General features: G+C 43.9%; 19 protein-coding genes. 9 read left to right on the top strand and 10 right to left on the bottom strand.

The window, feature by feature from the left end; genetic code table 11:
- Nucleotides 1-21: 21 nt before the first annotated feature.
- Nucleotides 22-546 carry a phycobiliprotein lyase gene (locus IGQ44_11450; protein HIK38590.1) on the top strand — a complete coding sequence of 175 codons (525 nt, stop codon included), beginning with the start codon at nt 22-24 and terminating at the stop codon, nt 544-546.
- Nucleotides 547-595: 49 nt separating this feature from the next.
- Complete coding sequence (locus IGQ44_11445) at nt 596-1,198, top strand: chromophore lyase CpcT/CpeT (protein HIK38589.1); 603 nt, start codon at nt 596-598, stop codon at nt 1,196-1,198.
- Between the two features lie 26 nt (nt 1,199-1,224).
- Here the strand turns inward: IGQ44_11445 and IGQ44_11440 are convergent, their stop codons facing one another.
- A complete protein-coding gene (locus IGQ44_11440; protein HIK38588.1) occupies nt 1,225-1,629 on the bottom strand; it encodes a 4Fe-4S binding protein in 405 nt (134 codons plus the stop codon).
- 93 nt (nt 1,630-1,722) lie between these two features.
- Between IGQ44_11440 and IGQ44_11435 the strand changes: the two genes are divergently transcribed.
- Both IGQ44_11435 and IGQ44_11430 read left to right on the top strand, forming a co-directional pair.
- On the top strand, nt 1,723-3,087 hold the full coding sequence (locus IGQ44_11435; GenBank protein ID HIK38587.1) for a TIGR04222 domain-containing membrane protein: 1,365 nt from the start codon (nt 1,723-1,725) through the stop codon (nt 3,085-3,087).
- 112 nt (nt 3,088-3,199) lie between these two features.
- The gene (locus tag IGQ44_11430) at nt 3,200-3,757 is read left to right on the top strand and encodes a thioredoxin family protein (GenBank protein HIK38586.1); all 558 of its coding nucleotides are present in this window, start codon (nt 3,200-3,202) and stop codon (nt 3,755-3,757) included.
- Here the strand turns inward: IGQ44_11430 and IGQ44_11425 are convergent.
- Complete coding sequence (locus IGQ44_11425; protein HIK38585.1) at nt 3,754-4,200, bottom strand: SRPBCC family protein; 447 nt, start codon at nt 4,198-4,200, stop codon at nt 3,754-3,756. The two genes, IGQ44_11430 and IGQ44_11425, sit on opposite strands and share 4 nt — an antisense overlap.
- A 178-nt stretch (nt 4,201-4,378) precedes the next feature.
- On the opposite strand from IGQ44_11425, the gene IGQ44_11420 reads away from it, so the two are divergent.
- Entirely contained in the window at nt 4,379-7,303 is a 2,925-nt protein-coding gene (locus IGQ44_11420) for a DEAD/DEAH box helicase (protein HIK38584.1), read from the top strand.
- Nucleotides 7,304-7,314: 11 nt separating this feature from the next.
- Nucleotides 7,315-7,914 carry a precorrin-8X methylmutase gene (locus tag IGQ44_11415; GenBank protein HIK38583.1) on the top strand — a complete coding sequence of 200 codons (600 nt, stop codon included), beginning with the start codon at nt 7,315-7,317 and terminating at the stop codon, nt 7,912-7,914.
- Between the two features lie 13 nt (nt 7,915-7,927).
- On the opposite strand, the gene accB is transcribed toward IGQ44_11415, so the two are convergent.
- Both accB and efp read right to left on the bottom strand, forming a co-directional pair.
- Complete coding sequence (accB, locus tag IGQ44_11410) at nt 7,928-8,425, bottom strand: acetyl-CoA carboxylase biotin carboxyl carrier protein (protein HIK38582.1); 498 nt, start codon at nt 8,423-8,425, stop codon at nt 7,928-7,930.
- A gap of 88 nt (nt 8,426-8,513) precedes the next feature.
- On the bottom strand, nt 8,514-9,071 hold the full coding sequence (gene efp / locus IGQ44_11405; protein HIK38581.1) for an elongation factor P: 558 nt from the start codon (nt 9,069-9,071) through the stop codon (nt 8,514-8,516).
- 144 nt (nt 9,072-9,215) lie between these two features.
- On the opposite strand from efp, the gene trpC reads away from it, so the two are divergent.
- On the top strand, nt 9,216-10,106 hold the full coding sequence (trpC, locus tag IGQ44_11400; GenBank protein HIK38580.1) for an indole-3-glycerol phosphate synthase TrpC: 891 nt from the start codon (nt 9,216-9,218) through the stop codon (nt 10,104-10,106).
- A gap of 17 nt (nt 10,107-10,123) precedes the next feature.
- Here the strand turns inward: trpC and IGQ44_11395 are convergent, their stop codons facing one another.
- The gene (locus IGQ44_11395; GenBank protein ID HIK38579.1) at nt 10,124-11,131 is read right to left on the bottom strand and encodes a vitamin K epoxide reductase family protein; all 1,008 of its coding nucleotides are present in this window, start codon (nt 11,129-11,131) and stop codon (nt 10,124-10,126) included.
- Between the two features lie 58 nt (nt 11,132-11,189).
- Nucleotides 11,190-12,029 (bottom strand): BtpA/SgcQ family protein, encoded by an 840-nt coding sequence (locus IGQ44_11390; protein HIK38578.1) that lies wholly within the window; start codon nt 12,027-12,029, stop codon nt 11,190-11,192.
- Between the two features lie 134 nt (nt 12,030-12,163).
- Here IGQ44_11390 and IGQ44_11385 point away from each other — a divergent pair, with 134 nt between their 5' ends.
- The gene (locus IGQ44_11385; GenBank protein HIK38577.1) at nt 12,164-12,835 is read left to right on the top strand and encodes a DUF4230 domain-containing protein; all 672 of its coding nucleotides are present in this window, start codon (nt 12,164-12,166) and stop codon (nt 12,833-12,835) included.
- Between the two features lie 2,011 nt (nt 12,836-14,846).
- On the opposite strand, the gene IGQ44_11380 is transcribed toward IGQ44_11385, so the two are convergent.
- The gene (locus IGQ44_11380) at nt 14,847-15,998 is read right to left on the bottom strand and encodes an NAD-dependent epimerase/dehydratase family protein (protein HIK38576.1); all 1,152 of its coding nucleotides are present in this window, start codon (nt 15,996-15,998) and stop codon (nt 14,847-14,849) included.
- 344 nt (nt 15,999-16,342) lie between these two features.
- Between IGQ44_11380 and IGQ44_11375 the strand changes: the two genes are divergently transcribed.
- Nucleotides 16,343-16,711 carry a DUF2237 domain-containing protein gene (locus IGQ44_11375; protein ID HIK38575.1) on the top strand — a complete coding sequence of 123 codons (369 nt, stop codon included), beginning with the start codon at nt 16,343-16,345 and terminating at the stop codon, nt 16,709-16,711.
- 725 nt (nt 16,712-17,436) lie between these two features.
- Here the strand turns inward: IGQ44_11375 and IGQ44_11370 are convergent.
- The 3 genes from IGQ44_11370 to IGQ44_11360 all read right to left on the bottom strand — a co-directional run bounded on the left by IGQ44_11370 (nt 17,437) and on the right by IGQ44_11360 (nt 21,203).
- Entirely contained in the window at nt 17,437-18,528 is a 1,092-nt protein-coding gene (locus tag IGQ44_11370; GenBank protein HIK38574.1) for a hypothetical protein, read from the bottom strand.
- Between the two features lie 995 nt (nt 18,529-19,523).
- On the bottom strand, nt 19,524-20,069 hold the full coding sequence (locus IGQ44_11365; GenBank protein ID HIK38573.1) for an alpha/beta hydrolase: 546 nt from the start codon (nt 20,067-20,069) through the stop codon (nt 19,524-19,526).
- A 93-nt stretch (nt 20,070-20,162) separates the two neighbouring features.
- Nucleotides 20,163-21,203 (bottom strand): phosphoribosylformylglycinamidine cyclo-ligase, encoded by a 1,041-nt coding sequence (locus tag IGQ44_11360; protein HIK38572.1) that lies wholly within the window; start codon nt 21,201-21,203, stop codon nt 20,163-20,165.
- Between the last annotated feature and the right edge of the window lie 80 nt (nt 21,204-21,283).

The raw sequence follows: 21,283 nt of genomic DNA, 5'->3' as shown, positions 1-21,283 counted from the left end.
GTTCTCGTTTCCTTGTAGTAGATGGCTATTCAGGAATTCGTGGAAAAATCCCTCGGCAGTTGGCGTTCGTTGCGCAGTGTCCACCATCTAGCCTTTAGTTATCTTGAGCAGGTGAATTCGGAAATTGAAATCCAATCCCTAGCACCAGATAGTCCAGAAGTTATCAGTCTGTGTCAACAGTATGACATTGAACCGGCCCTGGCTAGATGCCCCTTTAAAATGAGTTGGGAGGGAGAATCCGATTGGGATGAAAATCAAGAATTAAAGGGTACTACTATTCTAGTCCCTATACCAGACCCAGACAACCCCAGTCGCGGAAGACTGCTACGGGATACCGGTTATGCCGAAACCATCCCCGCCATTGCCCATTACCAAATCCTCCCCGATGGCACTTTTGTCCTAACCACTAAGTATGATAGGGCAAGTGCAGAAGAAAAAATCTGGTTTGCCAATCCCAACCTCCGCTTCCGGGTGTCTATGATTAAAACCAGTGAGGGAAGAGGTGTCACCACTGCCTCCTTCTCCTCAGAAATTAGAATCAGCTAACTGGACAAATTGCGATATAATCAGGGAAAAAAATTAGCTGCAGGGGCAAATGTCTGATAAAAAAAAGGAACTATTGGCAGCATTTTGTCGCTGTTTGGCAGGGCAATTTAGTAATAAAAAACAGGCCTTTACTAACCCCCAACTGTTCGCCCATATTCATGTTTTTTTCCGGCCATTACCCTGGGACTTTTTTGGAGGAATCGGCTTCTATTCGGAACAAGTATACGACTATGATATGTGGAAACCTTACCGTCAAGGAGTGCACAGACTAATACCAGGAGATGATTATGTCTACGTGGAAAATTATGCCTTAAAAAACCCCATATGGTATGCTGGTTCAGGACACAATCGTTCGATCTTAGAAACAATTACCCCTGATGTTATTGAAAGACGTTACAACTGCTCGATGATTTTTAAAAGAGAAAATGGCAAGTTTGTCGGCCAAGTAGAGGGCAATAAATGTATCATCAAAAAAGGGGACTACCTCACCTATTTAGTGAGTGATGTGGAACTTACAGAAACAACATTTGTCAGTTGGGACAGAGGCCTAGATGTAAACACCCATCAACAAAAATGGGGCTCAGAATACGGGGCACTACACTTTGAAAAAATTACTGACTTCTCCTCAGAAATCCCTTGGGAAAAATTATAATTCACATAACACAAACTAACAACACACTATAAATTACTACTAATGGCTTGTAATGGGCAGGTGGGGATGCACTGTTCACATACAATACAAGTTTGACGGCGGAATTGTAGTTTATATGTAACTGGGTTGAGGGTCAGAGATTCTGTTGGACATACACCTGTACATAAGCCGCAGTGGACGCAACTCTCCTCATCAATTATAATCTCTCCTGTAGTAAGAGCTACTTCAATCTGTTGACTCTTCATCCAATCAATGGCAGCTTCCAGTTGATCTATATCCCCCGACAATTCTAATACCAGCTTCCCCACCTGATTTGGTGCCACTTGTGCGCGAATTATATTGGCTGCCACATTGAATTCCTTTGCCAAAAGGTAGGTGAGGGGCATTTGTACCACGTTGCGGGGAAATGTCAGGGTGACTCTTTTCTTCATACAATGTTACATTTTATTACTATTCTCGAGGATCTAGGCTAGCATTAAATCAACCCAGTCCGAGCAAATTTTATTTTTTTGTATCGGCAAATCATGGACAGCCAACAGGAAAAACTCTATCAAAAAATACAGGAGTTTTCTTTTGACATTTCTTTCCGCAAAAGACTGGCCAGGGAAAATAATTGGAGTGAGGAATTTACGGAGCTGGCCATTGCTGAGTACAAAAAATTTGCCTTCTTGGCAGTGGCAGCAAATCATCCAGTCTCCCCTTCAGAAGTGATAGATAAAGTCTGGCATTTGCACCTGATTTACACCCACTCCTACTGGCAAGATTTCTGCCCTAAATTTCTGGGAAAACCCCTGCACCATATACCGAGCAAGGGGGGAGTGTCGGAGAGAAAAAAACACCAAAAAATGTACCGGGAAACCCTGGCAAGTTATGAAAGATTTTTTGGAGAATGCCCCCCGGCGGCTGTTTGGGCTCCTCCCCATTTACACCTATCAAATGATAATTCGTTCAATTTTGGAAAGCTAAAATGTGGGGTTTTAGACAGCAAAAAAATTTATAATTTGCTCCTATTAAACACTGTTGTTTTTTCTCTGACAGGCTGCGCCATCGCCTTCAATCCCCTCGAACTACCGGGACATAAGTTTCTTATATTCTATGGGATTTTAACTCCAGTAGTCTTTTTTGTGGTAGATAAAATCAGATACTTTTTCAACAAACCCCACAACAATCCCCTGGGATCTAACCCAAAATTAGACGCTGTGGAAGTGGGATACCTAGCGGGAGGCGCGGAAAGGGCTATAGAAACCGCAATTGCATCTCTGGTGGAAAAACAAGTATTGGGGGTAGTCACAACAGAAAGAAGTTTGGAAGTGATTAATGAGCCGAAAGATATAGGCGAATTAGAGAAAAAGATAGTGGAAATGGTAAGAGAAAATAGTAGGATATGGGAGATAAAATCAAAAGCAAAGTCGGCCACAAAATCCATTGAAGAGAAACTGTTAAAGTTGGGACTATTAGCCGATAGGAAAAAATTTAACCAGAAAGCATTTTGGAGTAGCACTCTGCCGGTAATTCTGGTTATATTGTTGGGGATAGCCAAAATTATTGTGGGAATACAACGACAAAAACCAGTAGGATTTCTAGTTATTATGGTTTTATTTTTTTCCATTATTGCATTGACCCTATTACAACCTCCCTTTCGCAGTGGCTGGGGAGAAAAATTCTTACAAGATGTCAGAAAACGTTACGCCACCACCACCTACACCCCCTTGGCATTGGCTATATTCGGCTACACGGTATTGGCATCTAGTCCACTTGCTGAATTGTATAGCATCTTGGCACCCGTCACCACCTCCTCCGGCAGCGGTGGCGATGGCGGCAGCAGTTGTGGCAGCAGTTGTGGCAGTGGTTGTGGCGGTGGTTGTGGTGGCTGTGGCGGTGGCGACTGAGAGTTTTGCCATAGGTATCCCCATCCCCCATCCCCCACATCCTACCCCCCCACCCCCTAGGTTCTATCCCCTATAATGGTAGTTGCCTGTGGGAAGTTTGGAATATTATACCATGGTGGAAAACAACAAGGAAACCCTCCCCATACAGAAACTGGTGATTGCCCTCGTGGCTGTGGTGCTTGGCGTTGTTTTAGTAATAAGCACAAAAAGCACTCTGAAACAGGAATCTTTGGAAACCCAGGCCGCTTCGTCCACCCCCTTAGAGGTGGCCCTTAGTAATGGCAAGCCCAGTATGATTGAATTTTATGCCCCCTGGTGTACTACTTGTCAAATGATGGCGGGAGATTTAGCCTCCCTCAAGAAGGAATATGAGGGGAAGGTAAATTTTGTAATGCTGAACGTAGACAACAGTAACTGGTTGCCGGAAATTCTCAAGTACGACGTCAACGGAATACCCCACTTTGTCTTCCTAAACTTTAGGGGGGAAGCGGTGGGTCAGGCCATTGGCGAACAACCTCTAGCTGTGCTAAAAGCCAATCTAGAGGCTTTAGTGGCAAGTCAACCCCTACCCTATAATAATTCCCGGGGTAGTACCTCTGGATTCAACCCCCAAAGTCAACTGCAACAGGGGAATAGGGAAAACCCCACAAATCATGGTCATCCCCACTAGGAATTATTATCCATTTTCTTAACATATTCTCTGAATCTTTCTAAGTCTGCCCTGAGGGTGGATTCTACAATCTGCCCCAGGAAAAGACTGTCCATCAGTTTGCCTAAAATCCCGGGAATGCCATAAGCCACCGTCAAACGCACAATACTAGACTGGTGACGGGGATAAAAACGCACCGCCCCTCTGTTGGGCAACCCGTCTACTGATTCCCACTGGATGATTTGATGTCTTTGTAACTTGACAATTCTGGAGAGCCAACTGAATTCAAAACCGCTACTGGCCAACTTCCAACGGGATAAACTGGGGTTTTCCGGCAAAATTTCCACCGAGTCTATCCATTTCATCCACTGGGGCATTCTTTCTAAGTCTGACCACAAATCCCATACCAAGTTGATAGAGGCGGGCACTTCAATTTGGACACTGTGTTCTAACCAATCACTCATCAGAAATACAACAATCTCTCTTAGTCTATAACTACCCGATGATAACCTTAGTTAGTACCAATTGTCGGAATAAATTAGTTACAATTTTTAAAAAACTGTTCGCCCCCCCCTGTAACCAAACCCCCACCCTCTAATCCCCCCATTCCCACTGGTGTTTATTGTAATCAGATGAGTAGAGATGAATCTGACTGAACTGGATTTGACACAGCTGTTTCCTTATAAGTTGGACGATTTCCAGCAAGAGGCAATTTACCATTTGGACCAAAATAAGTCAGTATTAGTAGTAGCCCCAACGGGAGCGGGGAAAACGGTAATAGGAGAATATGCTATTTATAGGGCACTAAACCATGGCAAGAGGGTATTTTATACTACTCCCCTAAAGGCGCTGTCTAATCAAAAGTTCCGGGATTTCCAGAAAAAATTTGGGCGCACCTGGCTACCAGAGTTGGGCATCTATGAAGAAGTGGGTTTGATCACAGGGGATGTCTCTATCAACCCCAATGCCCCAGTGGTCGTAATGACTACTGAAATATTTCGTAATATGCTTTATGCGACACCAATAGGGGAGGTGGGGACGTCTCTTTGGAATGTCCAGACTGTAGTGCTAGATGAGTGCCACTACATCAGTGAACCTTCCAGGGGAACAGTATGGGAAGAGTCAATTATATATTGTCCACCACATATCCAGTTGGTGGCCCTGTCCGCTACCATAGGCAATCCTGAACAATTATGTGACTGGATTAATACAGTTCGTAGGTCAGTGCCGGGGGAGGATGTGAGCGAATGTGTTTTGATTAATTCCGATTTTCGCCCCGTGCCCCTGAAATTTTATTTTAGTCACAGTCAGGGTTTATTTCCCTTGTTGGATGAGAGGGAGAAAAAATTAAATCCTCAGTTGAGAAAATTTCTAATTCCTGGAAAAAATGGGAGATTTAGTCCTAAGGATTGTCCCAGTGTCAAAACCGTTGTTCAACAGTTACAAAATAATAACATGTTGCCCGCGATTTATGTCATTTTCAGTCGCAGGGCTTGTGATGAAGCGGTGGAATCTCTCCCCTATTTGAATCTAGTAAATGTTGAGGAAAGCCGTCAGATTTTACTCTATCTACTTCATTTTCTCCTCATTGAGAACATAGAATTGCAGATTAAAGTAGTGGAATTTGCTAAACAAGAACATAAACTGGCCTATGATAGAATTTTAGGTTTTATTGCTGACCCCGACAATGGGGGGGAGGAATTAGTAGATTATATTATCGCTAACCCTATTTTTAAGGCTCGTTTCTTGCAATTTTTAGCCTCACACAGTGAAGTGGCAAGAACAAATCAAATTGAGCCCCTCACCCGTGGCATAGCCGCCCACCATGCGGGAATTTTACCGGCCTGGAAGGAGTTGGTAGAGCGCCTGTTTGAAATGGGATTGGTGAAGATTGTATTTGCCACGGCCACCCTGGCGGCGGGGATAAACATGCCGGCACGTACTACAGTGATTTCTGCCCTGAGGAAAAGAAGTGATGACGGCCACCGACTGTTGACCCCCTCAGAATTCCTGCAGATTGCTGGTAGGGCAGGCAGGAGGGGAATGGACAAGGTGGGTTATGTGGTAACAGTACAAACCCCCTATGAGGGGGTCAAAATGGCCCTACAACTGGCTAAGGCTCCACCTGAGCCCCTTCGCAGTCAGTTTACCCCCAGCTATGGAATGGTGCTCAACCTGTTGCAAAAACACACCCTGGAGGAGACTAAAGAGTTATTAGAGTTGAGCTTTGCCGAGTATCTGGCCCGACTTCAATTGGCTCCCCAAGAGGAGGCCATTCGCTCTTACACTAAAAGGATTGCTAAACTGGATGTAGAATTGGCCCCCTTCGATGCTAAAGAACTAGTGGGTTATGAAAAACTAAAAGAAAGAAAGAAACAGGAGCAGAAAATCCTCAAATTATTCGAGAAAAACTGGTTACAGCAGCGACAAAAATCCATTGCTCCCCTGTTAGAAGACTTGCCAGTGGGTGCTATTGTCCATCTGAATCGGCAGTATAAGAAAAATTCCTACCAGGTGGATGGGGTTTTCCTGCACTACCACCACAGTGGTAATCAAAAATTCCTAGTTTGTCTTGGCAGTGATAATTGCTGGTATTTAGCCTCTTTTCAGGATGTAGTGGACATAGATGACGGCAAAATTCCCCTATCCTTCCTAGATAGACTCCCAACACCCCACATTGAACAGACAAAAGTGGGTGTAATTGCCCAGGGGGATGAGGAGACTCTGGTGGTGGCTAGGGCTATTGCCGATTTTGCCCAAGAGAGAGTAATGGAGAGTGAGGAGATTGTCTATCAAAGGCAGCGGCTAGAGGAGATAGAAAGACAGATTACAGCTCACCCTCTCCATCAGGTAGACAATATCAACAAAATCCTCAAAAAGCATCGAAAAAGACAGAAATTAAAACAGGAACTGGCCAAGGTCCAAGTGCAATATCAACGCTATAAGGCTAGCAGCTCATACTACTGGCAGGAATTCCTGGCCCTGGTGGAGGTATTACAAGAATTTGAGGCCCTAGACGGGTATACCCCTACTCCCCTGGGGGAAACGGCGGCGGCTATCAGGGTTGAAAATGAATTGTGGTTGGGGTTGGCCTTAACCGGAGGACATTTGGACTACTTGCAGCCCCATCAGTTGGCGGGAGCCATTACTGCCCTTACTACTGAACCCTTGAGGGGGGATTTGTGGGTAGCCTATGAGCCATCAGCGGAGGTGTTGGAGGCTCTCGGTTTACGTCGAGACGATGACTATGGAACTATCGCCAACTACCTCCACACCCCTTTATCGGAAATCCGTCGCCGCCTATACCAGGCCCAAAACCGTCGCTCCCTTACAATACCGGTATGGCTGGAGCGTGACTTAATTGGTTTGGCGGAGAATTGGTGTTTGGGCGCCAGCTGGGAGGAGATTTGTAACAATACCACCCTGGATGAGGGGGACATAGTGAGGGTTTTACGACGCACAGTAGATGTGTTGATGCAGCTTCCCCAAGTGCCAGGACTGGACTTAAATTTAGTAAAAGCCGCAAAAGAAGCGGTGGTCAACATGAAACGCTTTCCTGTATTATAGGGAGGAAAAAATTGGAGTGGAATATACTGGCAGCCCAGAATTTTAACATCATTGAACAGAAAATTCCGAAAGAAGGATTCTCCCCAGCTGAGTATGAGATTGTCCGGCGGGTGGTTTATAGTAGTGGGGATTTGGAGTACGCGGGGCAGGTTAAATTCGCACACCAACCCCTTACTGCTGGGGCAGCGGCCCTTCAAAAAAGGGTGCCTATTATTGTCGACGCCATGGCAATCCGCACAGAAATCAGTACCCTCTTAGAAAGAACCTTTGTCAACCCCATTGCCTGTTTGGATTCTGTGGCCACCCCCCAAAAACAGAGGCAAGAGTTGGCCCTCCGTCACCCCCAGGCCATTTATGTAGTGGGCAAGAATTTGTTGTGGTTATCTCTGCTGTTGGAGTTGGTCAAATCCTCTCAAATAAGTCCCAGTTTGATTGTGGCCACCCCCGCCGGTTTCACCCGCAAGGAAAAAATAAGTCGTCAGTTAAAGCTCAGTAACATCCCCCACATCCGTGTCGACAGTAGTAAGGGTGGCATATCCCCGGCCATAGCCATTGTTAAGGGGCTAATTACCCTGGCCTGGCTTGCCTATAATCAAACTATGGAGGGCTAGGTGTGAGTCAGGGTCATGGTTGGGGCGCTATCCACATCAGTGTTTGACCGTATTCCACTGGTTGTCCGTTTTCTACTACTATTTCCATCACTCGGCCACCAACCTCCGCTTCGATTTCGTTCATCAGTTTCATGGCCTCAATAATACAAACCACCTGTCCGGGCGAGACAATATCCCCCACTTCCACAAAGGGAGGTTCCCCTGGGGCCGGTGCGCGGTAGAAGGTTCCAACCATGGGGGAGGTGATCTCCACCCAGTTTTCTCTCGTCTTGGTGCCACTAGTGATTTTTTCTCCCTCCACTGCGGGCGTTTCCAAAACCGGGCCAGGGGGAGGAGTAACTGGGGGGGTGGGACTAACGGTGGACTCTACTTTGGAGGGAATGGGGGCCGGTACAGGGGGAGCCTTGTGTATTGTCAACTCAAAATCCCCCTCTTTTAGAGCCAGTTCAGAAATATCTGTTTTAGCGATGGCCTCGATGAATTCCCTTAACTGGTTGAAGTCTATTGGCACTTTCAACTATCTATCTTTTCAACTAGTGAATCACAGACAATAATATCAAGTCTTAGGCAAAACTAACGGAACATCCAACTCAACAGGTTTACTCCCTACCCAGGTAAGTATCTGTCCTAGTGTCCACTCTAACCTTATCTCCCACAGCCACAAACAGGGGCACCATAATCTGAGCACCGGTTTCCAAGATGGCCGGTTTTGACCCTCCTGTCGCCGTATCTCCCCTCACCCCTGGATCTGTTTCTACCACCTCCAGCACCACAGAGTTAGGCAGTTCCACGTCTAATACATTATTTTTCCAAAACAGAATATTCACTTCCATTCCCTCTTTCAGGTATTTAGACTTCTCCCCTATTTGTGAGGCAGAGAGTCTAAACTCTTCAAAACTCTCCATATCCATGAACACATAGTCGTCCCCATCTTTGTAGGTGTGTTGCATTACACGTTTTTCCAAGTTAGCCTGGGGTACCATTTCCCCGGCACGGAATGTCCTTTCAATCACGTTTCCCGTCTGGGCGTTTTTCAACTTCGTCCGCACGAAAGCTGAGCCCTTACCTGGTTTCACATGGAGGAATTCTACCACTTTCCATACACTACCTTCTAATTCTATTGTAACACCGGGGCGAAAGTCGTTACTGGAAATCATACTCTTAGGGTGAAATAAGGATCAAATTTGACCAAAAATATATTCCCTTAAAATGGTACACCTGACAAGTGGTATGGGAAACAGATAAGATAACATGTACATTTACAGCTGACCTGTAGTTAGTAGTAGCAACAGAGAAAATAAATGGAAATTCGTCGTCAAAATCCCGCCCCAATAGTCACAGTAGACAATTTGCGTTATCAAGTAAAAGTGCCCGAGGGGGAACCAAGGAACATTCTAGAGAAGATCGTCTGGCACAAGGAAGAAGAAGTAGAAAAAATGCGGGAAAAACTGCCTCTACAAGAGCTACGCAAACAAGTAGAGGAGTTGGCCAATCCCCCCTTAGACTTTCTGGCTAGTATAAAAAACTCGCCCCGTAAACCGGCCTTAATTGCCGAAGTAAAAAAAGCCTCCCCCAGTAAGGGTGTAATTCGTCCTGACTTCAATCCCACTGCCATTGCCCAGGCCTATGAGAGGGGTGGCGCGGCTTGTATTTCCGTTTTGACAGATGAGGAGTTTTTCCAGGGCAGTTTTGATTATCTGGCCAGTATTCGACAAACTGTTTCTTTGCCCCTTTTGTGCAAGGACTTTATCATTTACCCCTATCAGGTTTATTTAGCGCGTTTAAAGGGGGCAGATGCCGTTTTGCTCATTGCCGCTATTTTAAGGGATAGTGATTTGCGTTATTTCCTCAAAATCATTCACAGTCTAGGAATGACTGCTTTGGTGGAGGTGCACACCCTCGAGGAGTTAGAGCGGGTTTTACAAATAGAGGGGGTGAGGCTGATTGGCATTAACAACCGGAATCTACAGGACTTCAGTGTAGACTTAAACACCACCCGGCAGCTGCTGGCCAAAAAGGGGGACATTATTCGTCAAAGAGGCATTACCGTTGTCAGTGAGTCGGGATTGTATACCAAAAAAGACTTAGATTATGTCCATAATGCTGGCGCCGATGCAGTGTTAATCGGCGAGTCTTTAATGGGCCAATCAGACCAAGAGAAGGCCATAGAACAACTCTATCAGCCCTGTTGACTTCGGCTTTTTTGAAACTATAGGGTATAACGGAAATTCCGATTGCCCTTGTAGCCAGTCAAGGTGGCCAAATCATCCAAGGTTAAAACCCCCTCATATACCCTTCCGTTGATAATCCAGGTGGGAAAGGCCTTGATTTTGGCATCTCTGCACTTCTGGGGCTCAGCCTTTAGGCCTTCCGGATCACATTCTACGGTTTTCAGTTTAGCAAAGGCCTCCTTGCCGAATAACTGTTTTTGCTCATAACAGTGGGGGCACCAGTAAGCAGAATACATAACCGCCCCCGATTTGGCCAAATGTTCGGCCAAGGCTATTTCTGCCGCCCCGGACTTGGTGGTAATTGCCCAGCCAATGGGAGGCACAGGTTGTGTGGTAGCCCTAGGGATGCGAATTTTTCCCCCCTGTGCCATTTCTGTGCTAACACCACTAGGAGTCTGAGGCTCAACCCGGGCGTACACCCCCAGGGTAGTCACTAAACTAAGTAAGACTACGATAACTCCCGTAAAAACCACCTGTCCTATGTCCTCCCAGTGGTGGCCAAGGAGGGTGAGCAGGAGGAGACTAAACGAAAAGAGGGCCGAGCCAATACAGTAGTAACATAATGTTTGGAGTTTGAAGGCCAAAACATACATCAAATAACTGCTGACAGAGGCCATGACAAAGGCCCCCACCAACATAAACCACCAAGTCCAGTCTTCCAGTTTTTGGCGTAGTTGTTTATTCTGCTCAGGGTTTACAAACAGGGGACAGAGGGCAAAAGTGGCCATGCCAAAATAGGCTAGTGCTCCGAAAAGACTCAAGGGGGGGCCTGTTTTCCCCATAGGATCTAACGGGTAGGCATAAGGACTATCCAAGACGCTGTTACAACCGCCACTGGCCCCTTGGGAGGCGTCGCAAGCCACTGAACCCCCGGCCATTTTACTAATAGTCAAATAAAGGGTTAGAATCAAACCTACAATGGCAATGGCGCCAATGAGAAAACGGGATTTTTTTTGTAGCCAAGACTGTTGACGGTAACGAAGCATAGTTGAGCTACTCCCCCAAATCAATGCCATCTCAATTCTAATACAGGGGAGGAGACTGTCATGATACCTTCGTCTTGAAAGAGGAGGAGGTAGGGGAGGGGGGTATACTGTTGGCCGCCTCTACAAACTGAGCTACCCTGATGGGATCGATGGGCTCCTCTATCTTGCCATTGCGCTTTAGAGAACTGGCTACAATCACACCGTCGGCAATGGTTAGTAGTTGTCCAATGTTTTCCCAATTGGCCCCACTGCCTACTAATACAGGGGTGTCCTTGGCCGCCTCCTTGGCCAACTCTAGGTCTTCTAGACTGGGAGGCAACCCGGTGGCCCACCCCGACAAAATCACCGCATCTGCCAACCCCCTCTCAATGGTGTCTTGTACCGCTGTGGTTAAATTGGGAGTTCCTAGAGGACGGGCGTGTTTCACCAGCACGTCAGCGAAGATGGCAATGTCCTTCCCTAATTCTCGTCGATATTTTTGTAGTTCATGAGCTTTACCTTCTATGAGACCCTGATCAGTAGCCATGACGCCGGTGTAGACGTTGACCCTGATAAACTGAGCCCCCACACAGGCAGCAATGGCAAGGGCACTGTGAGCGTCATTGCGTAGGACATTCAGGCCGATGGGCAGCATGACCAGATTCATAATCCTGTCCACGATGATGGTCATGGCACTTACCACGGCCGGATCAACTCTATCTTTGGGGAAGGGGGCATCGAAAAAATTCTCCACGATAATCCCATCCACCCCACCAGCTGCCAAAGCCGTAGCCTCCTGTTCAGCTCTTTCAATTACTGCCTTTAAATTCCCCCCCCATCTTGGCGAAGTGGGCAAAGGCAACAAGTGAACTACACCAATAACCGGTTTTTTCTTAGCAAAAATCTTCTCTGTTATCATAAACTTTTAATATGCCAGTAGAGTCACCAGAGCAGCAAATGTAGTAAATATAGCTTCGAATATAGCTTCTCACCAGGCGGGATTTTATTGTACTCGTCGGTGAACCTCTCCCAACATTTTACCCCAACTGGTTTATGACCCCTTGGAAAAGTGCGAAAAAATTTCCCCTCTTCTTCCTCCCCGCTTTCTTCGGCGTTGGTGCCATTGCCATCTGGCAGGGCACTGTAACATTTTGGCACAATCTAGTTTCCACCTTTACCCCTACTGTTGTCACCCCTGCTATCACAGACTCCTATTCTCTTCTCCAACAAATTCGCTCTGTAGGGCATCTGGTTACTACTGTGTTCTCGATGGAGACCATTGTGCCTGCCTCCTCCCAAAGAGTAATCGGCAAATGGGTGATTGGCGAAACCAAGTTGCTGTATCTGGCTAGGGGGGAGGTGAAAGCCGGCATAGATTTGAGTCAGTTACAACCACAACACCTCCAAGTCACAGGTGATAGGATTACAATCCAACTGCCCCCCCCACAAATTCTAGACAGCAAAATCGATGTCAACAACTCTCGGGTATACCACTACGATCGTGGTTTCCTCAATCTAGGTCCAGATAATGCCCCACAACTACAAGCCCTTGCCCAACAACATACCCTCCAAAAAATCACTGTCGCCGCCTGTCAACAAGACATTCTCACCCAGGCCAACGAAAAAGCTGTTACCATTGTGGAACAATTACTTAAAAACTCCGGCTATAACCGTGTGGAAGTCAAAACTAGCCCCTCCTCTTGTCCTCTGAATTCTCCCCAATAGTTTAATTGCTTTATTCTTCTCTTTTAATCTCCCCGGTTTTTCTGTTATAGTCGCAGTCTGTGCCTTTTTATTTTGCCGGCAAGTTATTTCTAAATAAAATTTAAACAAACTTTAAGATTGTCAACCAGAATACGGAGGAGCTTGCATATTTGTGCTATTATAGGGCCAGGAGTAGTTGTTAAATACTAATTCAAAAAACTTATTTAATTAATGGAAGCGGCTGACCCTCCGAGGAATAAAAACAATTCACAAAGTCTCCATGTGGAGCTCATAGGGACTATAATAGCCATTACTACCCTAATTACCCCAATAGTGTTGATAAGTAATTTTTCCAACAGGCCGGGTTATTCTTCCCTTGAGCCTGTTTTATTGCTAAAAAATGACTCCTGATAATACCTTTTTAAAAACTCATTTGCCGTGAGAGATTGCCCTGGGTTGGTGGGCTTTTTTTTTGGCTAAGTTGACATTGGTTCTCTGGCAGTCTAATGGATAGAATAAATGGTTTCATGGAAACTCTTGCTTTCTTGCCAGGGAAAAGAGAAAGTAAAAAAATACCATTAAGGCCCGGAAAAATTGTCAAGAGATGGCCCTAGGGTTTTGGGCCATATTTACATAAAAAATGACCCCTTTTTAACAACCCAAACCTATGAGCTTTTTCCCAAAAACCCTTGTATTCTAACCTAATTTTTGCTGTCATATTTCTTCCCTACGATTGCTTTTGCTTATGGTATCATCCTATGGTTGTAACTGGTAAAAACTGAACCATCCATAGGAAAGGCATTCCCCATGAACCACCAGGAAAAGGGAGCAGTAAAACGCCTTGGTTACATGGCTTACAAAAAATAGTTCACCCCGTGGCAGGGTTTGGGCATTTACATCTCATCAGAGAGCATTTTTATTCACCTATTCCCGAAACCCGGAATTTTAATAAAGACGAATTGTGGACAAAACATTTTGAACTTGTCGGCACCAATATTAACGGATATACTAGCTGTAATTGCTTTCCATTTTATCCCAGTTAAAGTTCTAATATTATAGCTTGCTACTCAATTTTATTTTCAGTTTAATGTTCTATAAATATTAGACAAAAAATGGGATATTTGATTCGGTTTATGGGGAATTTTATCCCCTATTTTTCTTAATTTTACGCCTAGAAAAGCCTTCGAGATTGGTTTAGGATATTCCATCCTTGTCTGGGGGGGATATTTTAAAGAATGAAGAAGAAGACAAGAACTACAAAGGCGAGTTGGTAGCAATTGAGCTATTTTAAAATGATATTCTAAAAGCTGGTTTTACCCGCCCCGATTAATGCCTAAAATAGTTCAAGATATTCCTCTGACAGAATTTGAGAAATTATGAGAAAATGATATTTTATTTATTAACTCAACTCATGGGTTAAAAATTGGGAGTGATGTTCAGTATGAATACCTCGAAATGTTGCCAAGACTAAACAAAGGAGTAATAATTCATAGTAACCACATATTTTTGCCCTCGGAATGCCCAAAAGAATGGGTACTGGAACCATGCAGATTCTGGAATGAACAGTATTTGCTTTAGGCTTTCCTGGCTTTCAACCTTTCCAGGTTTTATGAGCCGGCAGTTATGTGCACTAAAAACATCTCGGTAAACTGGAATTAGTTCATATAACAGAAATGAGGCATGGCCCGATTTTTGATGAGAAAATTTTGGATGAGAAAAATTAAATGAGAGAGAAATGAGAGAAATAGGGGTATCTATTAGAAAAAGTTGTTGTTATTTAGAGATTTACCCAGAGTTGGCGGACAAAGGTTCATCTTGAAGGTTCTATTAAGGGGGTTCAGGATTTAGATTTATGTAAAATAGGGTTACTATTCATTTTGGGAAAAATAAAGGTTTAACAAGAAAAATTCCCCTCTTGTTCGTGCAGGGGGGCAACAATAATGGCAGCAAAAAGGATAAAACCAACCCTGGGCCATACTCAAAAAAACCCAGGGTTATTATTTATTATGCATTTTTGATTATAATCAGCCCCTTATCTCCGCCAAGAAACTTTTGGCATAATCTGATTCATATCTACCCTGTCTTTGTATTTCATGGCAAAGTTGAGAAGAGAATCCAAGAGGGAATCAGAAAGGTAATGGGGTTGTAAACCTAAGTCTAATAGTTTGGTATTTTTGGCATTAAAATAGTGTTCTTCTAATTCTACCCGTGGATTTTCAATATTCTGAATTTCTACCTTTAAACCCATGGCCGCACCAGCTTTTTGTACCATATAGGCTAGATCTCTGATGCTAAACAACTCGGTGAATTGGTTAAATACCCTGAATTGCCCTGGTTCGGCTGGATTAGCTATGGCAAGTTCCACACATCTTACAGTGTCGCGGATATCCAAAAAGGCCCGGGTTTGTCCCCCCTTGCCATATACTGTTAGAGGATGTCCTATTGCTGCTTGAATACAAAAACGATTCAAAGCGGTGCCAAAAATGCCATCATAGTCGAGACGGTTGATTAAAATCTCGTCCATCCCGGTTTCTTCCGTCAAAACCCCGTAGACTACCCCCTGGTTCAAATCAGTGGCCCTCAAACCCCAAACTCTGCAGGCAAAATGAATATTGTGGCTATCATGGACCTTACTGAGGTGATACATGCTACCAGGTTGTTTGGGATAGGGTAGGATGTCTTTTCTGCCGTTGTGTTCAATTTCAATGTATCCTTCTTCAATGTCAATATTGGGAGTGCCATACTCCCCCATAGTACCCAATTTTACTAGGTGGGTGTCGGGAAACTCCTCCTTCATGGCATACAGGATATTGAGGGTGCCTACCACATTATTTACCTGGGTAAACACCGCATGTTCCCTGTCTATCATAGAATAGGGAGCACTTCTTTGTTCGCCAAAGTGTACTACCGCTTCCGGCTCAAATTTGCGAAAGGCTTTGATAAGAAAATCGTAATTGGTAATGTCACCTATGAATAATTCTATTTTCTTCCCCGTTAACTCATACCACCGTTGAATCCTCTTTTGAATTGGGGCAATAGGAGTAAGGGTATTCACCCCCAGTTGCTCATCCCACAGACGACGTACTAAACTGTCAACAATCCCCACTTCATAGCCTCTGTTAGACAGATGGAGTGCAGTGGCCCAACCACAATAACCGTCTCCGCCTATTACTAGTACTTTCATCTTGATTCTCTCACTTTTTCTGTCTTAACACATTTAGGTTAATGTACCAAATTATTGCCACTGACAACATCTTTTGTTCAAGATTTTTAATTGCCGGGTTTAATGTTGTACTTTACATAATTCCCTACTGCCGTTGAAGTAGTGGCCATAACCCCAGTGGCTTAAAACAACAAAAATACGTGGCTCGTAGCTCCTTTAAAGAAAGAAAGGAAAGAAATAATATATAGTCTTAAGAGGCGCATACTGTTCAGAACCCTATAGGATATAATCTTCTGTAGTTGCTTGTTTGTTCCATCCAACAGGCATCCCGATTTTAAATTCTGCCATCCACCAACGGGGAAAACATGACGAAAGCAAGAAACGTATTTGGAAAACCCTTAGAAGTTTGTTGTAAGTCTCCCCTCACCGGTTTCTACCGCGATGGTTGTTGTAATACTGGCCCCGGGGATTTTGGACTACATCTTGTATGCGCAAAGGTAACAAAAGAGTTTTTAGAATTTACACTAAGCAGGGGGAATGATTTGATTACACCTATGCCCTTGTATAACTTCCCGGGTTTGAAACCAGGAGATAGGTGGTGTTTGTGTGTTAGTCGTTGGTTGGAGGCCCTAGAAGCTGGTGTAGCCCCGCCTGTAAATTTGCATGCTACCCATGAGAAAACACTAGAATTTGTCCCCCTCGAGGTGTTACAAGAGTACTCTCTAGATCTTTGATTTTAACCTGTCTTGAATATTACAGTGCCATACTCTATTCTTACCCCTGTTGTCTCTTTTTTTTCTCGCTTTTGATGAGTCGTCTAAAGCCGTGTTTAGGATTTTTCTCCCATTGTCTTGACAAAAAACACAACCTGTGTTGGATTTGGTTGGGAATGGGGATAGCAGAGGGGTTTGAAAATGGAAGAAAGCATGGCGAGATGGGTATGAATTAGAGAAAAGAGAACCATTATTGATATGGATAGGGTAAATTTTAAGGACTGTTATAACCTGGCCCCTAGAGCAATTTTTGAAAAAGTTTGGCAAAAAGGAAGATAAGCACTAGCGGGGTTTAACTGAAAAGATAGCGCAATGCTGTTGGTACGATCCTATCTACGGGGCGCGTAAGATCATTGAAATTTATAGTAGTAATCTGGCCCATATTGAATACTTTGCCACCATACGGCACGAAGCTAAGTTATATCCTAGTTGTGGGGATTGAAAAACTGGTGCCTATTGATTAGAAGTCATGAAGTCTTTGAAGTAGCCGTAGTTTTTTGCTACAAAAACGTTTTTTCCCCTCTTCTGCTGGGTGTCTGTAGCCGGGTTTAATATTTTTCATCAGTTTGTCTTTCTTGGTTCCTATAAAATAGGCCCACAAAAAATGCAATTTATATTATCTACGGCGGGAGATTATAACCAATTTTGCCTGGGAATAAGTAGGCGAATTGCAAGGTTTGAAATGACTATTTCAGGTGGGAGAATAACTCCTCTTGAATTCTGTCAATGACAGACATGATTCCTATGTTAGGGGCGCGGAGAAGTTGGTATTTCAACTCTTGTAGATATTCCATCAAATTTTTTTCTAAAATAGGTCTTTCTACTTGGGCGTTGTGATATACATCCCAAAAATCCCACAGCAAAATACCGAAACCAATAGCTGCGTCTAGGGCGTAAAATGCCATCTTAGCCGCCAACTTTCCTCCTGTTTTAGTGGCGATTTTTGTGCCCAACTTTGCCGTAATCTTGCCGCCAGCCGCCGATAAAGATTTTACCAACAAAGAGGCACTAGCCCCCACAAATAGTTTCGATGGGGTGTTGGAAACACTGCCAACATAATAGGTAGTAACAGCTAAATCTCTCAAATATCTATCCCATTCTTCTTGGGGTATTTTAAACTCCGCCTTAACATTATCAATAGCGTTTTTAACTTGTTCGAGATAGTATTCTACTGTCTGCTGAGTGATTCTTTCTATTTTTAATTGGGCGGTTTCGGGGGATAGTACTCTTTTGGCAAATTCTCTCTGAAAATCTGCCGTGATTTCTTCAGCTACTTGGGTATTTATGTCTTTTTCGCTTTTCCCCAATATTTTAGATATTCCTGCCCTCCCTAGGGCTAACAATCCCCTATATTCTATCCTCTTTTGGTTCCAATAGCTAAAGTACCAATCCAAAAAACTGGGGTTGATTTTCTTCTCCAAATATTCAAACCAATCGTCTAGTTTTCCCGCAGCATACCTCTCAGTATTTTTATAAGCAACTTTTACACTATTTCTGACGGCTTCATCTACCTTCTCCCAATCAATTTTTCGGGTTTCTATGAGGATTTCTTTTGCGGGTTTGCTTGGGGGTGCCTTGAAGGAGTTGGCAACAGTTATTTGCCCTATTATAGGTACAATCACAAGGATTATAACTGCCAGCCAAACATAGGGAGTAAATGCCCTTAATACGTCTGCTATTGCCCTCAAATACTCGGCTTTTGCGGTAATTTTGTTAGGATTTTCTGGTGGTTCGTAACTAGATTTTTCTTCCGTATTTTTCTGGCTTCCTTCCGACATAAATTCCGACACAAAGTGGGTAAAAAATGGAGTTTTTCAGTTATTGTATCATACAGCCCATTGCCGCGGGATTTGGGTATAGGGGTTGGGGTGTGGAGGGTGGGATAAAGGGGGTAAGGGAAAAGGGTTTGGGGCTAATGGCGTTTTTCAGTATAAATTTCTGTGTTTGGCCTTTAATTTTTTATTAGTACTTCTTATTATTCGTATTTCTAACAGTAGCCTCTTGAAGTTGGGTTTATTCTATAATATCCCATATAGTGGGGTTTTAGACATTAAATTTTATTCTCTCCTGTTTAGGGTTGTCATTATGCCTTCTAATCTCCCTTTACAACATCTGCCTCTTAGTAAAGTTTTTAAAGCTGGTACATTTAAATTTAACTCTGTCTATGTCTTTTGCTGAGTATTTTTTTTTGACGCTTTTTTTGCCCGGCATGGCTTGTGGGAAGAAATATTTAACTATCTGAGCCGGCTAATTTCTACCTGTAACTGGGAAATTGGCACTATAATACAGTAGTAATAAAAATAAAAGAAAAGAAAGGAAGACGACCCTTGGCAAAGTCTGAAAGTCTAAGCTCATTTTTTCAGATGTTTATATTTTTTTACTCATACAAGGTAGCGCCTTAATGGCTAATAAACCTCCATATTCTACACTTTTTTTATTGCAATATCCTTAGTGATAGTCTGAGAAACCAACACCGATTCGGCCCTCTAACCCCCTTTTTTTAGTGGCATCAAAGGGAAAAAAAATTACATGTTTTATTGTGGGTAAAGGCACAAGTATTATTAATGCAGCAAAAAGCAGGGGTTAAATTACTTTAAAAACCTGCTACTGCCATAACAAATTCATCTAGGGCACCGGGAAGGAATGCTTTTTTGGTGTTAGGGGTTATTTTCTTGTTTAACACAGAGGAAATAAGGAGTGTGAATCTAGGTTCTAATAAGGGCTTTAGTTAAGCAAATGCCTGGGGGTTGCAACAGAAATAAGCCGAGAGGGATTAAAACCTTATCCTTTTAACTGTGGCCAATATATCCCCTAGTTTGCCATGAATTTCTAATAACTTCTCCCCTTTTAAATGGACATCAGAAGTAGGATAATGTTCTAACACTTTGACCACACTAATACTGTTGTTTTCAAGGGCACAACTAACCAAGGCACCACGGAGAGACTCCCGAGAAGCCTTGCCAGTGGGAGTGGAGATGATTTCTGAAAAGGTATCGAGGATAAGGTCGCCAACGGGATTATTTAGCATCCTGGAAAGCATAACGCCACTAACGGGAATTGGTTTACAGAGAAGACTGTTGGTGCTGTCGATTGTTTGTTTCGACATTCGCAAGTAAGACTCCAAAGCTGGGGTGGTTTTGCCTGATTTACAAAAGTCGGTAATGTCGGCAACGGGAAGGGATTGTCGCCAAATACCGTATTCGATAACCACCCTTTCGGCGGCAAACAGGGGTGAAAGAGGGAAATGTGATGATATTGCCGCCAAGACGCCTATTACCTTTAAACCTGCTGTTAAACTGCAATGCCTAATCCTAGACATTTTTTTTCTTTTTTAGGATATAGGGGGAATATGAGCCTAGGGGTTTAAAATCACAAACCTCTACTAGGCAGGACGATTTTTGTGTAAAAATGTTCAGTCTATGTCTGGATGACCTATAAATTCGATGGATTGTTTCCCTTCAATGACTTCCCCTATGACATAAGTGTCTATCCCGACTTGTTGGAAATGTTGGCAAGTGGCTTCCATCTGTTGGGGGTCGACGATGACTACAAAGCCAATTCCCAGATTGAAGGTATTTAGCATATCCTCGAATTTAACCTCCCCTTTCTCTGCCAACCACCGGAATATTGGGGGAATGCGCCAGCTGTCTAGATTCACTACAATGGATTTGTCTTGGGGGAGACAACGGGGTAAGTTTTCTGGAATACCACCACCGGTAATATGCGCCATCCCTCTTATTTTTATACCCTTTTTTAATGCCTCTAACACTGGCTTGACATATATCCTGGTGGGGGTTAAACAAATCTCTCCAAGGGTTTGACCGCCTAACTGCCTACAACGATAATCCCAAGTTAACCGGTGGGTTTCAATAATCTTGCGCACCAGGGAGAAACCGTTACTGTGAATACCACTGCTGGCTAATCCTATTGCTACATCCCCCACTTCAATTTGACTGCCATCGATAAGCAAACTTTTTTCTACTACCCCTACGGCAAAACCAGCCAAATCGTATTCCCCCGGCTGGTAAAAACCCGGCATTTCTGCTGTTTCTCCCCCTAACAAGGCGCAACCACTCTCTTTACATCCCCTAACAATACCGTCTATAACTCCCTCTAACTGCTGTTTGTCTAGTTTGCCTGTGGCTATGTAATCCAAAAAAAATAGGGGGGTGGCACCCAGGGTGAGAATGTCGTTAACACACATGGCTACCAAGTCTATTCCCACCGTGTGGTGAATCCCCAGCTTATGAGCAATTTTCAACTTAGTCCCCACTCCGTCTGTTCCTGATACTAACACAGGCTGTTGATCCCCCGGAGGTAATTCAAAACAACCACCAAAACCGCCTATTCCCCCCAACACTCCCACGCCATGGGTGGAGGCTACCTTGTCTTTTATCCTTCTAACAAAGTCTCTTCCCGCTTCTACGTCTACTCCTGCCTGTTTGTAGTCCATTTGTACAGCTCCCTTCTATAAATTTTCTTTATACCCTATCAGTTTGCCCTCTGACAGATCAAAATTTCTTATTGTAACTG

Source organism: Geminocystis sp. M7585_C2015_104, from assembly GCA_015295805.1.
Lineage (GTDB): Bacteria > Cyanobacteriota > Cyanobacteriia > Cyanobacteriales > Cyanobacteriaceae > DVEF01.
This window is presented reverse-complemented; position numbering and strand designations above follow the sequence as displayed.

What these genes read in the sequence shown, in the direction of transcription:
- trpC (HIK38580.1), top strand. Translation starts at nt 9,216, where the DNA reads ATGGAAATTCGTCGTCAAAATCCCGCCCCAATAGTCACAGTAGACAAT.
- IGQ44_11450 (HIK38590.1), top strand. Translation starts at nt 22, where the DNA reads ATGGCTATTCAGGAATTCGTGGAAAAATCCCTCGGCAGTTGGCGTTCG.
- IGQ44_11360 (HIK38572.1), bottom strand. Translation starts at nt 21,203, where the DNA reads ATGGACTACAAACAGGCAGGAGTAGACGTAGAAGCGGGAAGAGACTTT.
- IGQ44_11430 (HIK38586.1), top strand. Translation starts at nt 3,200, where the DNA reads ATGGTGGAAAACAACAAGGAAACCCTCCCCATACAGAAACTGGTGATT.
- IGQ44_11370 (HIK38574.1), bottom strand. Translation starts at nt 18,528, where the DNA reads ATGTCGGAAGGAAGCCAGAAAAATACGGAAGAAAAATCTAGTTACGAA.
- IGQ44_11420 (HIK38584.1), top strand. Translation starts at nt 4,379, where the DNA reads ATGAATCTGACTGAACTGGATTTGACACAGCTGTTTCCTTATAAGTTG.
- IGQ44_11385 (HIK38577.1), top strand. Translation starts at nt 12,164, where the DNA reads ATGACCCCTTGGAAAAGTGCGAAAAAATTTCCCCTCTTCTTCCTCCCC.
- IGQ44_11365 (HIK38573.1), bottom strand. Translation starts at nt 20,069, where the DNA reads ATGTCTAGGATTAGGCATTGCAGTTTAACAGCAGGTTTAAAGGTAATA.
- IGQ44_11390 (HIK38578.1), bottom strand. Translation starts at nt 12,029, where the DNA reads ATGATAACAGAGAAGATTTTTGCTAAGAAAAAACCGGTTATTGGTGTA.
- IGQ44_11380 (HIK38576.1), bottom strand. Translation starts at nt 15,998, where the DNA reads ATGAAAGTACTAGTAATAGGCGGAGACGGTTATTGTGGTTGGGCCACT.
- IGQ44_11445 (HIK38589.1), top strand. Translation starts at nt 596, where the DNA reads ATGTCTGATAAAAAAAAGGAACTATTGGCAGCATTTTGTCGCTGTTTG.
- IGQ44_11435 (HIK38587.1), top strand. Translation starts at nt 1,723, where the DNA reads ATGGACAGCCAACAGGAAAAACTCTATCAAAAAATACAGGAGTTTTCT.
- IGQ44_11395 (HIK38579.1), bottom strand. Translation starts at nt 11,131, where the DNA reads ATGCTTCGTTACCGTCAACAGTCTTGGCTACAAAAAAAATCCCGTTTT.
- IGQ44_11425 (HIK38585.1), bottom strand. Translation starts at nt 4,200, where the DNA reads ATGAGTGATTGGTTAGAACACAGTGTCCAAATTGAAGTGCCCGCCTCT.
- efp (HIK38581.1), bottom strand. Translation starts at nt 9,071, where the DNA reads ATGATTTCCAGTAACGACTTTCGCCCCGGTGTTACAATAGAATTAGAA.
- IGQ44_11440 (HIK38588.1), bottom strand. Translation starts at nt 1,629, where the DNA reads ATGAAGAAAAGAGTCACCCTGACATTTCCCCGCAACGTGGTACAAATG.
- IGQ44_11375 (HIK38575.1), top strand. Translation starts at nt 16,343, where the DNA reads ATGACGAAAGCAAGAAACGTATTTGGAAAACCCTTAGAAGTTTGTTGT.